This window comes from Novosphingobium oxfordense (assembly GCF_044029435.1).
Lineage (GTDB): Bacteria > Pseudomonadota > Alphaproteobacteria > Sphingomonadales > Sphingomonadaceae > Novosphingobium.
In genome coordinates this window covers 1,858,666-1,873,704 of sequence record NZ_CP147005.1, presented here as the reverse complement: position 1 = coordinate 1,873,704, position 15,039 = coordinate 1,858,666, and the positions used below count along the sequence as shown (strand labels likewise).

Here is a 15,039-nt window from a genome sequence, read left to right as displayed (position 1 = left end):
AGCACTATTTATTCTGCGGGAGCGAGTGCGATCAAGCGTGGGTAGCCGGGGTCTGGGCGTTCGGTGGCAACAGATCGCGGGAGCGTTGGCGGGGGGTCACAGGCCGAAACCCTTCCCGGCGAACCAGGCGAACAGCCCGGCAATCGTCGCGGCGGCCAGGAACATGGCGATCGGGGCCCGCTTCACCGCCGTAGTGCCGGGGGCGAGCGCGCGGTCACGTCCGGTCACCATCGGCCCGACGAGGTTGCGTCGCCGGAACAGCAGGTAGAACGCGATCGCCAGAACGTGCAGGCCGATCAGGGCCAGCAGAAGGTTGAAGCTGGCTGCGTGAATTTCGGCGGCCAGCCGCCCCTGGTCGAACGTCACCAGGAAGGACAGTGGCCCGGATTCCAGCCCATCCGTGTCGGTGGCGAACAAGCCGGTGCCAACCTGGGTGGCCAGCAGCAGCAGCATGGCCAGCACGCTGTATCCGCCCAGCGGATTATGCCCTGCGCGCGGTTCGTGGTGCCCTTTCAGATAGGCGATCAGCGCCCGGGGCGATGCGAAAAGCGCACCGAAGCGTGCCGTGCTGGCCCCGGCGAAACCCCAGATCAGGCGGAATGCCAACAGGCCCAGCAGCGTGAGGCCGGAGAGATAGTGCCAGTCCATGTGCTGGTTTTCCGCGCTCCACCATGAGAACGCGAACAGCAGCACCAACAGCCAGTGGAACAGGCGGGTGGGCAGGTCCCAGACCCGGATACCGGGGGCCGCGCTCATTTCGCGGCTTTCGGCGCGAAGGAATTGCACAAGGCACCGGCATTGACCGGCCCGCCGGTGAGCATCTGGCAAGTCCCGCATCCGGCCGCCGCCGCCGTGAAGAACGCGCAGAGGCTGCAATGCCGCGTGGCATCCGGCGATGCGTCCACATATCCCAGGGCCCGCCTGCGGCTTTTCTGCGTGAAGGGTAGGGCGGCCGGGTCATAGCAGGCCGGGCCATTGCTCTGCGCGCCAAGTCTGGCGGCGAACAGACCGGCCGATGCGGCGACCGTGATGCCGGTTGCTTGCCGAAGGAAATGCCTGCGCGTGCCGGTCACTTCGCGCCTCCCGCGCTGCGGTTGCCCTGGATCACTTCAAGGGGATAGCCTTCGGGATCTTCCAACTGGAGAATGCGGTAGCCTTGAGCGGCTTCGTGTACGCCTTGATGGGCAATGCCGGCAGCGTCGAGCCGCGCGACAAGCGCATCCATGTCGGCGATCCGCAGGACCAGCCGGTCGAAGCCGTTGCCATGGGTCAGCCGGGCGGGAGCATTGGCGGCGCTGTCGTGAACCAGGATCAGCCCCGGCTCGGCAGGATCGGCGGAGAAACGCAGCATATATTCGCGCCGGGTGCCGTGATCGAGCGTCATGCCCAGCTTCAGGCCGAACGCGGTCTGGTAGAAGGCAAGTTCCTTCTCGATGGCCGCCGCGTTGAGCACCGTGCCGACAAGGCGCGTGGCGGGCGCCTCCTGCGCCTGTACGGCGGCGGGCAGAAGGGCTGTGAAAAGGGCCACGGTGGCAAGCGTCCCCCTCATGCCACCAGTTCCGCGATGGGTTTGGACGTTTCCATGCTCTTCGCGCCCCACTTGTCGACCGGCACGCCCATCACTTGCTGAAGCGTGAGCCCCACGCGGCTGACGGGGGTGCCAAGCCCGTCGACATAGACGCCGGTCTTCACGCGGCCGCCGGCGCTTCCGGCAGTCATCATCGGAATGTTGTCGATCGTGTGGAACTTCGCGAATTCGGTTTCGGAGTGGGCAAAGACCAGCGTGTTGTCGAGCAGGGTGCGCGGCCCCTCCTGCACTTTGTCCAGCGCGCCCACGAAGTAGGTCCACGCCTCGAAGATGCGGTTGAGGAAGTAGGTCGCTTCCGGCTGATAGCCCAGCCGGTTGTCCAGTGCTTCCTCGTGCGTCAGCTGATGGTGGGTAATGGTGCTGCCGATCCGCGTGAGCGAGGAGGCGCCGTTGTTGAACATCATGTTGAACACGCGCGTCTGGTCGCAGGCCAGGGCCATGACCATCAGGTCGGTCATCAGCGCGTGATTGGTTACCACGTTCTCGATCTCCGCATTCACCGGCCGGTCGGCGACGGGCTTGGGGACGAGGCAGGCCTGCAAGGGTTCCGGCTTGGTCAGTTCCACGTCCAACTGGTTTTCCAGCTGGCGGACCGAGGTGAAATACTGGTCCAGTTTCTGCCGGTCCGCCGCGCCCACCGCGCCTTCCAGCGCCTTGCGCTGCTCGGTGACGGCGGAAAGCACGCTGCGGCGGGCCATGACTTCGGGATCGGGCGTGAAGGTACCGCTGTTGGGATCCTTGAAGCCGGTCCCGAAGATGCGCCGGTAGAGGCCGGCGGCCGACCCTTCGGAGGGATTGAGATTGCCGCCGCCGCGCCCGCTGAGCGAATTGCGCGGATCGCCGGAGGCGGAGGTTTCCAAACTGCGGAACCGGGTGTGCGTGCCGATCCGATCGCCGATGGTCACATCGAAGCTTTCGCCCGGCAACCCGCCTTCCGCCGTGATCGCCCGCCCGGTGCGGATCGCGGGGCCACCGGAGGTGTGCGGCAAGTTCGGCGCGCCATCCAGCATGACGTTGAAATTGCCCAGAATGTTGACCTTCTGCTGGTACGGTTTGATTATTTCCAGTTCGGGCTTCAGGTCGTAGCCGGGCCCGACCTTGTCCGGAAACCAGCGGCTGGGATTGACGCCAAGGCCCCAGAACCACGTGCCGAAGCGGATCGGCACCGGCGCGCCAGTGGCGGCCATCGCTTCGCCGTTGCCGTCCAGAAAGATGTCGAGCAGCGGGACGCCCACGGTGATCGCGGCGCCGTTCAGCAAGCCCTTCAGGGCAAAGCGGCGGGACATGTCGAATGCCATGGTATTCTTCCTCCTGCTTTTCAGCGGCGCGTGGCCACAAGCGTGGTGCCGGCCTTCAGGTCTTCTGCGGGAATTTCGTAAGTCTGCGGCATCGTGGCGACCGTCTCGATCAGGCGGCGCAGGCGATAGCCGTCGGACGCGAAGCGGCTTTCCAACTGCTCCACCAGCTCGCCGTTCTCGCTGGGCCGCCCAGTGGCATATTCCAACGCGCGTGAAGTGACGCACATGGTGGCATCGGGGCTGGCGGCGATCGCCTTGCCCAGGCCGTCCGCCCCGGTGAAGGCCGCATCGTCCATCGCGCCGGAAACGTCGATCGGCGCGTCGTTCTCGCTCGCGCGGAAGGCGCCGATGCCGTCGAAGCGTTCGAGCGGCAGGCCGATCGGGTCGGTGATCTTGTGGCACCCGGCGCAGACCGGATCAGTGGTGTGGGCATCCAGCCGGATACGCGCGGTGGGCATCGCCTTGTTGGCGGTGTCCTGCACTGCCGTGAAGTTCACGTTGCCGGGCGGATTAGGCACCGGCTGACAGAGCAGCAATTCCCGGATCGCACGCCCGCGCAGCGTGGGCGAGCTGCGCCCGGAATGCGAATACATCGCCAGGAAACCGGCTAGCCCCAGCAGCCCGGAACGGTCCGAACCGGCGGCGAACTCGTAAGGCACCCATCCTTGGGACTTGCTGACGGGCACCTTGTAGAGCGCGCCCAGCGGCCGGTTCATCCAGGTCTTGCGGGTGGTGAAAAGCTCCCGGTAATCGCCGTCCCCGTCGAGGAGCTGGGTCGTGATCGTGCGCAGCATCTGTTCGGGCAGGGCCTGCAACACGTCCTGGTTGAAGTAGGGGTAGATCACCGGATCCTTGGCGAGTTCGTCGAACTTCTCGAACAGCAGCATGTCGGCGAAGAAGGCGCGCAGGCCCTGCTCGAACCGGGGGGAGCCGACCATGTGGTGCACTACCGCCGTCAGTTCCGCCTGATCGTTCAGCTTGCCGGCCGCCGCCGCATCCAGCAGCGCGGCATTCGGGGTGGAATTCCAGAGCATGAAGCTGAGCCGTGCCGCGCGAGAGGCGCCGTCGAGCCGCAAGGCGCCGGGGTGGGTAGGGTCAGGCTCGGCCGTCTCCACCACGTAAAGGAACCAGGGCGAGACCAGCATCGAACCCAGCGCCAGTTCCAGCCCCTTGGCAAAGGACTTGGTGGGCGCGGCGCCTTCGTTCGCGATGCGGACGTAGAGCGCCAATTCCTGCTCAGCCAGCGGGCGGCGGAACAGCAGTCGGCCTAGCGGGGCCAGCGTGCGCCGGGCGCAGTCGGCATCGGCCGCCGCCGGATCGGTGGGCTGGCAGGCCATGAACTGGTCACGGTGATGCTCGTCGAACACCTGCCGGGCGATGTCGCGGCCCATGGCGTCCAACTGTTCAAGGCCGGATGGCGAGATGGCCGCGCTGCGCGCGCCGGAGGCGATAAGCTGGTGCGCGGGGCGAACGATCGGCTCGAACCGCCCGGCAACGCGGATGTCGCTGCCGAAGATATCGGCGATGGTGTTGCGATACTGCGCCTCCGTCAGCCGCCGCATGCCGACGACTTGCGCGCCGGGCAGCAGCGTCTGCGCCGAATTCGCCTCCGCATGGACGGGGGAGGAGGTGGAAGCCGTGCCCGCCAGCCAGACGGTGGCGGCAAGCGCGGCGGCCGCGATGCCCAGGGGCACGGTGCGCAAGGGGGTCATGGGGCCTGTTTCCCGGCGTGAGAGGGAGGGGTGGGGACGTCGTTGACGAAGGCCGGCACCGCGTAGAGGTTCATCGCGCTGGACACGCCGGTGCATTTGCCGGTCTTCGGATCACGAATGCCGTCCGCATATTTGCGCAGGGTGGCGAGGGTTCCGGCGCAGTCGATCCCGGCGGCCAGCGCCGCGCCGACGCCGCCGATCGACGGGCTCTGGATCACGTCGAACACCGGCCGATAGCCGCCGACCAGACCGCGCAGCGAACCGTCCGGCTGAAACGCCAGACGCAGCTTCGCGTGCCGGAAATCGTAAGCCGTGCGGGATCCGCGAATGTCACCCGCGCCGCCCTGGCCCCAGGTCTGCGTCAGCTTGATATCCTTGGCATCGGTGACGAGCACGCCATTGACGATGCGCCCATGCAGCACGTTGCGGTGGCGGGGCGGCTTGTCGGAGATGGTGAAGCTGTAGCCGGGCAGGAAATTGCCGTGGCTGTCGAGCTGCGGGCGATCGGGCGTATTGCCGTAGATCACTTCCACATCGTCGTCGTTTTCCAGGCTGTCCACGCCGCGCAGCAGGATCACTTGCGTCCATTCGCCCGATGCGTGGAACTGGCGCATGCCGGTCAGCAGGTCTCCGCCGATCCCGTCCTTGCCCCGCCATTCCAGCGTGCAGCCCATCACGCGGTATTCCTGGTTGTCGATCCCGGTGCGACCATCGGGCGCGGTGAATTCCTCGTGCGCGCAGCTCTCCCCAGGGTCATCGTTATCCAGGTCCAGCCCGCCGGCATTCGCGCTTTGCACCGTGCGCAGCAGCGGCCGATCGAACTTGTCGGGCTGGGAGCAGATGTTGGTGCCGTCCGGCCCGAAGACCGTCGCCTGCCAACGCTTGGTCAGCTCGGGCTCGTTCTCCTTACGCTCCAGCCTCGCGCGCTCATCGGCGGGCTGGGACGCCAGATAGAGATCGCGGATCTTGGGGCTGGTGCCGGTGGGGCAGGCGTCCTTGCCCTGGATCACCGGCGGCACGAAGTCCTGCACGACGAAGCCCATCACACCGCCCGGCGGCGGGGCGGGCAGCTTGAGCGTCGTGGCATCGGCATGGGCAGTCGTCTGCATGGCTGACGTGCCGAGAAAGGCGGCGCCCATTCCCAACAGGCCCACGGCCACGCCGCCGGCCAGCAACTTACGTTGCGATTTCGGGCCGATCTTCCTGTCTTTCATTATCTCTCTCCCCCGTCTTTCCTGTTTTCAGGGTCGCAGGATCTTGCCGCCCGGCGGCACGGCATGCGGGTCGCTCTCGTTGCTGACGAACACGCGCTTGCTTTGAACGGTCCATTCGGGCTCATCACCGGAAAGGCTCACTTTCCAGTCGCGAAGGCCGCTGCTGGCCATGGGGGCGGGCAGCGGGTTCCATGTGCAGCCGTCCCCGCATTTGCCGGTGAACAGCACGCGGCCTTCCTTGTTCGTAAAGGCATAGGCGCCATCGACGAACGCGGTGCCTACCGCGCCCGGCGCGTCGATTTTCGGCGGCGGGGGAACGTATTTCAGGGTGTTCCAAGTCATCCCGTCGGCACCGTCGAAAGCCGTGGAAGTTCGGCTGCCTTCGCGGCGCGTGAAGACAAGGTGCCAGCCCTTGTAGACCCACTGCGGGCCCTGCACGCCCTGGACCACCGTCCAGTCGGGCGCCTTGCGCGGATCCACGAAGCCGTCGTCTGTGGAGGCTTTCTCGAAGCCGCCGGGATAGCGGATGTTCACTGTCGCCCCCGCCGGAGCGGAGAGCGGCTGCCAATCGCGGCTGCACGCCTCTCCACAGAACTTTGCGGGATCGGGCGACCAGCGCAGGACCGTGCGCATGTCCATGCCGTAGAGCACGTCGCCATGTGCGTCGGTGTAGACTTCCGCGCCTTGTACCTGCCGCGTCCGCACGCCAGGCGGCAGCGCGCTGCCATCGGCTGCAGCGATCGGGAAATCGGCCGGCTGTGCGAAGGCGGGCGCTGCCGTTGCGATAGCGAGCAGTGTGATCGTCAGCGCAGTTATCGATCGAACACCCATCTCAGTTTTCCGGCCCGCGGAAAGCGTCGTGACAACCCTTGCAGGTACCGCCCAGCCTTTGCGCGCCGGCGCGGATGGCAGAGACATCCTTCCCGGAAGCGACCCGCTGGAAATCGTCCGCCGCCTTGGCGAAGGCATCCTGCGCGGCCTTGAACTTTGCCGCCTGTTGCCAGATTTCCGGCTTCGCGCGCGTCTTCACGCCGGCTTGCGGACCGGACCCGGCGGGAAACCATTCGTACTGGGCGTGCGCCGCATTGCGGATCTGGCGCGCGGATTGGGCGATCAGCACGGTCTGGACGTCGCCCCGCAAACCGTCGTTCACCGCCTTGAAAGCCGCGCCGAGTTCGCGAAAACCGGCGATGCGGGTCCGCACGGCATCGGCGGGGGCGGCGAGCAGGGGCGTGGCCACTGCGGCTGCGGCAAGGGCCAGGGCGCAAGCGCGCCATCGTGCTTTCATCGTGAACTCTCCCAATCCTGATCGTTGATTTTATTGTTGTCGGAGGCGGCCTGCGAACCGCCGCCGCCTCTCAGCCGAGGACGACGGCGAAGGCCACGATATGGGCCAGGACCGCCAGGGTGCCGGCAAAGGCAAGGGGACGAAAATCGCGAGTCATGATCCTGCTCCTCACGGTGCCGGGCGTAGCGCTCCGGCGTGGTTGAGCATCGGTTGACACGAGGCGATTGGCCCGCAATCGCTAATGCGTTACGTATGTGGAACGGGCGTCAAACAGGCGAAAATCGTGGAATTTTCCAGCTTGCGTCGCGTGAACGGGAGAGAGTTTCGTGAGCTGGCTGCGTCGCGTCCTGATCGAGATGTGGGGAATGGTGGTGTTCGCCGCCCTGATCGGATTCCTGGGTCCCTTCGGCACGTATGGGCAGGCCGAATTCCCTGGTCGGGTGTGGCACTGGTGGATGCTGCTGATGGGCGCCTATGTGCTGGTGCGTCCTTCGCTCCTGCTGTGGGCAGCGATCGCCGACGTTACGTCGCTGCCGCGGCGAATGCTGATTTCCTGGGGCGTGCTGCTGTCCAGTTTCCCGCTGGCGCTGCTGTGGGAGTGGAGCGCCAGTGTGTTCTTCCACGCGCTCGGCGGGTTCGGCGGGTTGCTGCCGTTCGCCATGCTCAGCGCCGTCGGAGTGCTGCTGGTGACGATGTGGGCCAGAAGCGCGGACGACCATCTGCGCGAGAGCTTCTCGACCGCGCGGCCCGATGATGGACTGGCGCCTTCGGTCGCTGTCGATCAAGCGCAGTTTGCGCTGGCCGATGGCCCGAAGGCGGCCAATGCGTCGTCCTCCGGCACCGCCTCACCGCGTCTGGCCAGGCGCCTGCCAAAAGGGTTCCGTGGCCCGATCATCGCCCTGCAGGCGGAAGACCACTATGTGCGGGTTCATGGGACTGCCGGAAGCGAGTTGCTTCTCATGCGCTTGCGCGATGCAGTGGCCGAAATGGACGATTGCCCCGGATCGCAGGTGCATCGCAGCTGGTGGGTGGCAGCTGGCGGGATCGCCTCGATCGACATGGAGGGGCGGAACCGGACGATCCATCTGGTGAACGGCGAAACTGCGCCGGTGGCGCGGGAATCCGTCCGGGATCTGGAGCGGGCCGGGTTCCTTCAATACCGGGATGGGGTTGCGTAAGTCCGCTCGGCGATGCGGCGGCGAGGGGGGCGCCACCGCATCGCGAACGAGGGTCAGCCGGCCAGCACTGCGTCGATATCGGCGGCCGAGTGGCGTTCGCGCACGAAGCCGTCGCCATTGCGGTTGACGATCCGGCCGCGCTGAATGCCCTTGCGCGCGGCCAGTTCCTCGCCCCAGCGGACGAGATTGGCGTAGCTGGGCACATCCAGGAACGTGGCGGCATCGCCATAGGCATCGCCGCGCAGGAAGCCGCCGAACCAGCCGTAGCAGGCGATGTCGGCGATCGTGTATTCGTCGCCCGCCAGATAGCGGGTTTCGGCAAGGCGTTTGTCGGCCACGTCAAGGATGCGCTTGGTTTCCATAGCGTAGCGGTTGATCGGATATTCGAACTTTTCCGGCGCATAGGCGTAGAAGTGGCCGAAACCGCCGCCGATCATCGGCGCGGTGCCCATCTGCCACATCAGCCATGACATGCATTCGGCGCGGCCGGGCTGCGTGGTGGGCAGGAACATGCCGAACTTCTCGGCAAGGTAGAACAGGATCGAGCCGGATTCGAACACGCGCAGGGGCTTTTCGCCGGAGTAATCGAGCAGGGCGGGGATCTTGGAATTCGGATTGATGGCGACGAAGTCGGATCCAAATTGATCGCCTTGGCCGATGTCGATCAACCATGCGTCGTACTCTGCACCGGTCACCCCGGCGGCAAGGAGTTCTTCCAGCATAATGGTGACCTTTTGGCCGTTCGGGGTTCCCAGCGAGTAAAGCTGAAGTGAATGCGTGCCGCGCGGCAGCGTCTGCTCATGGGTTGCGCCGGAGACGGGGCGGTTGGTCTTGGCCCATTCGCCGCCATTGTCCTTGTCCCATGTCCAGACTTTCGGCGGTGTGTAGGTGTTTTCGGGCATGCGGGCACTCCATGGGTAACGTCGCGGGAGAGGTAGGAAGGCACAGGCCGCCCGGCAACCCTTTGCAGTGCTTCGGAAAGACACCCGGGGCGTATTAATTAAAGTAAATAAATCAATCTTATGAGCCGAAAGTATGAGGAGCGGAAACCCGCTTAATGCGTTGACTGCGGAGACAGGGATGTCCAAGCAGGAGGGGCATGATTCAATCGATTGAAAAAGAGCCCGGCACCAGAGCGGGCGGAAACAACCAGTCGCGTCGCCGAAACAAGGGGTTCGAGGAGACGCACCTGATTCTGATCGAAACCGCGGTGAAGCTGGTTTCGGCAAAGGGAATGGAGGCCCTGTCGCTTTCGGAAGTCGCGCGTGAAGCCGGAGTCAACCGCACGACGGTCTACTACCACTTCGCCGATCGCGAGGCGTTGATCGATGCCATTCGCGAATGGTCGAAGCGGCAGCTTGCAACCGTGCTGGCGCCCGTGGACACGGCGGAGAACCGCACGCGGCTTGTCATCCGCTACGTTCTGGAAAATCCGGAAGTGGTCGCCTTGTGGACGGAAGAGTTCCTCTCGCCCGGCCGGATTGCCGATCGCTACGTGACGTTTGACAGGCTGGCGCAAGATCTGGGCGTGCATTTCGCAAACGAGCCCAAGGGGGAGGGGATGGAAGGGGAAGTCTTCGCGACGTTCCTGCTCACCTGGTCGATGGTGGCACCCCGGGTCTATCGCAACAGCGTACGGCCCGATCTGTCGGTCGATGAAACGGTGGAGCGCCTGACGCGCACGCATATGGCGATGCTGCGCCAATGCGGTCTGGTGGAGATCTGAGCGGGCTTCATTCCGGCAGAGACATGCAATGAAAAAGGCCGGCGGGGTGTTCCCCGCCGGCCTTTTCGTTTCAGGCGATCTTGTGGATCCAGTTGTGCGTGTCCGCCGCTTCGCCGCGCTGGATCGAGACCAGGCGGTTCTTCAGCTTGGCGGTGATCTGGCCGGGGCCGCCCGAGCCGACGACGAACTCGCCATCGCGGCCCGAAACCTTGCCGACCGGGGTTACCACTGCAGCGGTGCCGCAGGCGAAAGTCTCGATCAGCTTGCCGGAGGTGGCATCGGCGCGCCACTGGTCCAGGCTGTACTTGCCTTCCTCAACCTTCAGGCCTTCCTCGCGAGCGAGCTGCAGCAGGCTGTCGCGGGTGATGCCGGGCAGGATCGTGCCGGTGAGGGCAGGGGTGAGCAGGGTGCCGTCCTCGAACACGAAGTAGAGGTTCATGCCGCCCAGTTCCTCGATCCACTTGTGCTCGGCAGCGTCGAGGAAGACGACCTGGTCATGCCCGCGCGAGATCGCCTCGGCCTGCGGAACCAGGCTGGCGGCGTAGTTGCCGCCGCATTTGGCCGCTCCGGTACCGCCAGGTGCCGCTCGGGTATAGTCCGAAACCCAGATAGAGACGGCCGGCGCGCCGGACTTGAAGTAGTTGCCGGCCGGGCTGGCGATGACGATGAACTTGTACTGCTTGGCCGGACGCACGCCCAGGAACGCCTCGGTGGCGATCATGAACGGGCGCAGGTAGAGCGAAGCGCCCTCGGCAGCCGGGATCCAGTCGCGGTCGGCCTGGACCAGACGCTCGATCGCCTCGATGAACAGGGCCTCGGGCAGTTCGGGCATGGCCAGGCGTTCGGCCGACTTGTTGAAACGCGCGGCGTTGGCTTCGGGGCGGAACAGCGCGATCGAGCCGTCAGCCTGCTTGTAGGCTTTCAGGCCTTCGAAGATTTCCTGCGCATAGTGCAGCACGGCCGCCGCCGGATCGAGCGCGATCGGCTGGCGCGGGCCCACTACGGCGTCATGCCATCCTTTACCCTCGGTCCATTCGACCACCACCATATGGTCGGAGAAATTGGTGCCGAAGCCGGGGTTGGCGAGAATGGTCTCGCGCGTTTCGGCGCTGGTCGGCGCGGGGTGGGGCAGAGTGCTGAAAGTCAGGCCGGCATCGGCGAGCGTCGCCATCGAACGAAATCCTCTAGACTGCGATTGCCTGCGCCCTCTGAATGAAAATTACGCTTAAGGCAATCAGAAAGTAATTTTGATACTCACGCTTATAGCTTTAGCACGGCGTCGAGGCGGATAAACCGGGAACTTGGCCAATGCTGCAGCAGGATGCTCCTTGCGCCCGCTTCGGCGCGAGGGCCAGTGCGAAATGCGCTGCGTGGATTGCATCTGCGCTGCGGTTGCGAGCGTTGGACCCAAAATGCATTTGGGCCAAAATGAGAAGGGCCGCCCCGGTTGCCCGGTGCGGCCCTTCGCATGGTCAGCGGCCGGAAGTGCCGCCAGCGAAAGCCTTTATCGCGAATTCAATTCAGCGATAATGCCTCGCGACGGAAAAAGCCGACCTCTCTGCTGAACCATGAGACATCGGATCACCTCCTTTCGCGCTGTTTGAGCCATAGGGCGCCGCTGGTTAAAGCGGCTGGGCTTCGGGGTGCTTCCGGGCGCGTTTCCCAGGGTCCCTCTGCCCTGTTCAAATGTGTCTCCGATTCCGCACCGCACAACAAGTCTTGTATTCGTTTTTTTTGCGGTCATTATCGATGCTTCGGGCCAGTTATCCCCAGCCTTTGAGCCAGTCTTGGACTCGATTGCCGGGGCCGCGGAGTGCGGCCTGAATCCCGCCGATTTTGCTGCAAAAACGACTGTCGAGGGGCTGGCGAAACAGGCCTGCGGAACGCATTTTCGCGCGTTCGGCGAGTCCCGTTCACCAGTGCACTTTGGCAGGCCTTATCGGCAGTCCTCGACCACGCGCGACACTTCGGTCCAGCTGGGCACGTAAAGCGTGGCCGTGCCCGGTGCCTCGATGGCGAAGCGGCCCTTGCTGAAGGCCATCGAATCGAGCAGCCCGTCGCGCGCCGGCAAGTCCACCGAAAGACCGGTGGTGGTGGCAGAGGCCGCCAATGTGCGCGCCGATTCCGATGTGCGCACGGTCAGGCTGGGTGCCGAGGCGCTGCCGGACCGGGCCAGGGTGACGGTGCCGGCCTGCCGATTGCAGCGCAGGGTGACCAGGCCGTCGGCGAACGTGGCCGTCCCCGGCGCGGTCATGCGCCAGTCGCCGGCCGTTTGCGGTGCATCCTGCCAGCTGGCGGGCGGCGGGGCCGCCGGCGGGGGAGCCTGGGTCGGCACCGGGCGCGGCGTGGGCGGCGGCGCCTTGGGCGCGGGCACGCAGGCGGCAAGCAACGCCAGCACGGTCAGCGGGGCGCTTGCAACAAGTTTGCGGGGGAACGACGGGTCGGCTGCTAGCCGGCGCGGATTTGCCTTCATGGCCCCGGTATGGAATGAGGCGCGCTCCTTCTCAAGTGCACAAAGCCATGACCGACCCGTCCGAGCCCCGACATATCGAAAAGAAAAGCCCTTCCAAGGCGCGCGTGGACCAGTTGCTGGTCGATCGCGGGCTGGTCGAAAGCCGCACCCGTGCGCAGGCGATGGTGCTGGCAGGGCTGGTGTTTTCGGGCGAAACCAAGATCGCCAAGCCGGGGCAGAGCATCAAGGCCGACGCCCCGCTGGAAGTGCGCGGGCGCGATCACCCCTGGGTCTCGCGCGGGGGGATCAAGCTGGCTCACGCCATCGAACATTTCGAACTGGACCCGACCGGCGTGACGGCGATGGATATCGGCAGTTCCACCGGTGGCTTCACCGACGTTCTGCTGACCAACGGGGCGGAGCATGTCTTCGCGGTCGATTCGGGCACCAACCAGCTTGCGTGGAAGCTGCGGCAGGACTCGCGCGTCACCGTGCTGGAGCAGACCAGCGCCCGCATCCTTACGCCTAGCGAGATCGACCGACCGTGCACTTGGGTTGTGTGCGATGCAAGTTTCATCGCGCTGTCCAAGGTTCTGGAAGCGCCGCTGCGCCTTGCGGCACCGCAGTGCCGCGTGGTGGCCCTGATCAAGCCGCAGTTCGAAGTGGGCCGCAACGAAGTGGGCAAGGGCGGTGTCGTGCGCGATCCCGCATTGCATGAGCGCGTCTGCGGTGAGGTGCGCGACTGGCTGGAGGGTGAGGGCTGGGCGATTCAGGGAATCGTCGAAAGTCCCATCAAAGGGCCGGAAGGAAACGTGGAATTCCTCATTTCCGCGTCCCGTGGGTGATGCATAACGGGCAGATCGGGTGACTTTTGCGGCACGCATCATTGCGCGTTGGCATTTGTCGTACCACAAACCGCCGAACTTGATGGTTTTTCCTGATTCGGGGGTTGCCAGGGAATGAACCCGATTGCCTCACCGGCCCAATTGCGTGCCAGCCTGTTGCGCTGGTCGCTGGTGCTTGTGCCACTGATCGTGCTGCTGGGTTTTCTTTCGGGCAAGATTGCCGGAAGCGGGCCGGGCAACGCGTGGTTCGATGCGCTGGCCAAGCCCGGGATCTATCCCCCGCCGATCACTTTCGCGATCGTGTGGACCTTGCTCTACGTGCTGATGGGGCTGGCGCTGGCGATGATCTGCGCGGCGCGTGGCGCCCGCGGACGCGGGTCGGCGGTAATCGCCTTCGTCGTGCAGTTCGTGCTCAATCTAGCGTGGAGCCCGGTGTTCTTCGCGATGCACAAGATGACCGGCGGCCTGGTGGTGCTGGGCCTGATGGTGGCGGCAGTGATCGTGACGATCCTGATGTTCGCCCGCGTTCGCCCGGTCGCTGCGATGCTGCTGGTGCCTTATCTGCTGTGGATCTGCTTCGCGAGCTATCTGAACTTCGCGTTCCTCCAGCTCAATCCGGATATGGACGGGGTGGAAGGTCCGCGCGCGGTTGAGCGTTTCAACATCTAAACGTGTTTCAAAAATGTGCTGCGGCGCATTTTATGCGGCATGGGCCGCAAAATCCGGCTGCACCGGATTTTCAAACGAAGAATTAAGCGCGCTCTTGCGTACGGGGGCGCAAGCGACCAAATAGCCCCCATGCAAAGCGAAAACCCCTTCGTCGCCGATTTCGTCAAGATGATGAACAGCGCCGCCGGCACGCTGGCCGGTGTCGGCCGCGAGGCGCGCGACAATGCGCGCGAGCGCTTCCGTGAATTCATGGGCGACATGGACTTCGTCAGTCGCGAGGAGTTCGAGGCAGTGAAGGAAATGGCCGCGACCGCGCGTGGCGAGATCGAGGACCTGAAGGCCCGCATCGCCAAGCTGGAAGGCAAGTCGGGCGAGTGATCGCCCGGCGGCTGCGTCCTTGATCGGCCTGCCGCCTTTCACCGCGCCCCGCGTTTCCTGAAGCATCGCTAGCCGCAGCCCATGCAGTTGCGTGCCCCTGCCATCGTTTGCGCCACCCGGCCCCACGGCGAAACCGCGATCATCGCGCGCCTTTTGACCGAGGAGGCCGGCGTGGTTGCCGCCTATGTCGCCGGAGGGCGCGGGCGGCAGCTTCGCCCGGTACTGATTCCCGGCAATCTCGTCGAAGCCGACCTGCGTTCGAAAACCGAAGAGCAGCTTCCCTTCGCGCGGGTCGAACTGCTCGAATCTCGTGGGCCGTGGCTTAGTGAACCCTTGCCCGCCGCCGCGATATCCTGGGTGACCGCGCTGGCGGCCGCCGCGCTGCCCGAACGACAGGCGTTCCCCACGCTCTATCAGGCGCTAGCTGCCGTGCTCGATGCGATCTGCGTTGCGCCGTCCGCGCGCGGGTGGGTCATGCCCTTGCTTTCCTTCGAAGTCCTGCTGCTGCGGGAGCTGGGTTACGGGGTTCCGGTGGGCCGTCCGGCGGATGACGACTGGCAGGCCATCCTTACGACTTTCGACCGGCTCGGCCCGGAGCTGGCGCGCTATCCGCTTGCCGAACGGCGCGGAGACGTTATGGGGGCGCGCGTCCTGCTGCGCGAGCGGCTCAGGCGGATTCACGGCTAAACGC

At 65.2% G+C, this 15,039-nt stretch carries 17 protein-coding genes; 6 read left to right on the top strand and 11 right to left on the bottom strand.

Annotation, left to right across the window (positions count from 1 at the left end):
* Positions 1-96 precede the first annotated feature (96 nt).
* Genes WBP07_RS08690 through WBP07_RS08655 form a run of 8 tightly spaced genes read right to left on the bottom strand, consistent with a single transcriptional unit; the run spans position 97 to position 7,100 of the window.
* Positions 97-756, bottom strand: a complete 660-nt coding sequence (locus tag WBP07_RS08690; protein ID WP_395395548.1) for a cytochrome b/b6 domain-containing protein — start codon at positions 754-756, stop codon at positions 97-99.
* A complete protein-coding gene (locus WBP07_RS08685) occupies positions 753-1,073 on the bottom strand; it encodes a high-potential iron-sulfur protein (protein ID WP_395395547.1) in 321 nt (106 codons plus the stop codon). Before WBP07_RS08685 ends, WBP07_RS08690 begins: the two co-directional genes overlap by 4 nt.
* On the bottom strand, positions 1,070-1,549 hold the full coding sequence (locus WBP07_RS08680) for a VOC family protein (RefSeq protein WP_395395546.1): 480 nt from the start codon (positions 1,547-1,549) through the stop codon (positions 1,070-1,072). The genes WBP07_RS08685 and WBP07_RS08680 overlap by 4 nt, the downstream gene beginning before the upstream one ends.
* Positions 1,546-2,886: a DUF1552 domain-containing protein gene (locus WBP07_RS08675; protein WP_395395545.1), complete on the bottom strand. Its 1,341-nt coding sequence runs from the start codon at positions 2,884-2,886 to the stop codon at positions 1,546-1,548. Before WBP07_RS08675 ends, WBP07_RS08680 begins: the two co-directional genes overlap by 4 nt.
* A 20-nt stretch (positions 2,887-2,906) precedes the next feature.
* On the bottom strand, positions 2,907-4,598 hold the full coding sequence (locus WBP07_RS08670) for a DUF1588 domain-containing protein (RefSeq protein ID WP_395395544.1): 1,692 nt from the start codon (positions 4,596-4,598) through the stop codon (positions 2,907-2,909).
* Positions 4,595-5,812, bottom strand: a complete 1,218-nt coding sequence (locus tag WBP07_RS08665) for a hypothetical protein (RefSeq protein ID WP_395395543.1) — start codon at positions 5,810-5,812, stop codon at positions 4,595-4,597. The genes WBP07_RS08670 and WBP07_RS08665 overlap by 4 nt, the downstream gene beginning before the upstream one ends.
* Before the next feature lie 27 nt (positions 5,813-5,839).
* Entirely contained in the window at positions 5,840-6,643 is an 804-nt protein-coding gene (locus tag WBP07_RS08660) for a hypothetical protein (protein WP_395395542.1), read from the bottom strand.
* A gap of 1 nt (position 6,644) precedes the next feature.
* Positions 6,645-7,100 carry a c-type cytochrome gene (locus WBP07_RS08655; RefSeq protein WP_395395540.1) on the bottom strand — a complete coding sequence of 152 codons (456 nt, stop codon included), beginning with the start codon at positions 7,098-7,100 and terminating at the stop codon, positions 6,645-6,647.
* 326 nt (positions 7,101-7,426) lie between these two features.
* Here WBP07_RS08655 and WBP07_RS08650 point away from each other — a divergent pair, with 326 nt between their 5' ends.
* Positions 7,427-8,278: a LytTR family DNA-binding domain-containing protein gene (locus WBP07_RS08650; RefSeq protein ID WP_395395538.1), complete on the top strand. Its 852-nt coding sequence runs from the start codon at positions 7,427-7,429 to the stop codon at positions 8,276-8,278.
* A 53-nt stretch (positions 8,279-8,331) separates the two neighbouring features.
* Here the strand turns inward: WBP07_RS08650 and yghU are convergent, their stop codons facing one another.
* Positions 8,332-9,180: a glutathione-dependent disulfide-bond oxidoreductase gene (gene yghU, locus WBP07_RS08645; RefSeq protein WP_395395536.1), complete on the bottom strand. Its 849-nt coding sequence runs from the start codon at positions 9,178-9,180 to the stop codon at positions 8,332-8,334.
* A 197-nt stretch (positions 9,181-9,377) separates the two neighbouring features.
* On the opposite strand from yghU, the gene WBP07_RS08640 reads away from it, so the two are divergent.
* Positions 9,378-10,004, top strand: coding sequence for a TetR/AcrR family transcriptional regulator (locus tag WBP07_RS08640; protein WP_395395534.1), 627 nt, complete (start codon positions 9,378-9,380; stop codon positions 10,002-10,004).
* A 70-nt stretch (positions 10,005-10,074) separates the two neighbouring features.
* Here WBP07_RS08640 and WBP07_RS08635 read toward each other — a convergent pair whose 3' ends face one another.
* Both WBP07_RS08635 and WBP07_RS08630 read right to left on the bottom strand, forming a co-directional pair.
* Entirely contained in the window at positions 10,075-11,175 is a 1,101-nt protein-coding gene (locus WBP07_RS08635) for a branched-chain amino acid aminotransferase (protein ID WP_395332220.1), read from the bottom strand.
* Between the two features lie 765 nt (positions 11,176-11,940).
* Complete coding sequence (locus WBP07_RS08630; RefSeq protein WP_395395532.1) at positions 11,941-12,477, bottom strand: hypothetical protein; 537 nt, start codon at positions 12,475-12,477, stop codon at positions 11,941-11,943.
* Between the two features lie 47 nt (positions 12,478-12,524).
* Between WBP07_RS08630 and WBP07_RS08625 the strand changes: the two genes are divergently transcribed.
* The 4 genes from WBP07_RS08625 to WBP07_RS08610 all read left to right on the top strand — a co-directional run bounded on the left by WBP07_RS08625 (position 12,525) and on the right by WBP07_RS08610 (position 15,035).
* Complete coding sequence (locus WBP07_RS08625; RefSeq protein ID WP_395395530.1) at positions 12,525-13,301, top strand: TlyA family RNA methyltransferase; 777 nt, start codon at positions 12,525-12,527, stop codon at positions 13,299-13,301.
* A gap of 114 nt (positions 13,302-13,415) precedes the next feature.
* On the top strand, positions 13,416-13,970 hold the full coding sequence (locus WBP07_RS08620; RefSeq protein ID WP_395395528.1) for a TspO/MBR family protein: 555 nt from the start codon (positions 13,416-13,418) through the stop codon (positions 13,968-13,970).
* Between the two features lie 129 nt (positions 13,971-14,099).
* On the top strand, positions 14,100-14,348 hold the full coding sequence (locus WBP07_RS08615) for an accessory factor UbiK family protein (RefSeq protein WP_395332228.1): 249 nt from the start codon (positions 14,100-14,102) through the stop codon (positions 14,346-14,348).
* A gap of 81 nt (positions 14,349-14,429) precedes the next feature.
* Positions 14,430-15,035, top strand: a complete 606-nt coding sequence (locus tag WBP07_RS08610; protein WP_395395526.1) for a DNA repair protein RecO — start codon at positions 14,430-14,432, stop codon at positions 15,033-15,035.
* Positions 15,036-15,039 lie beyond the last annotated feature (4 nt).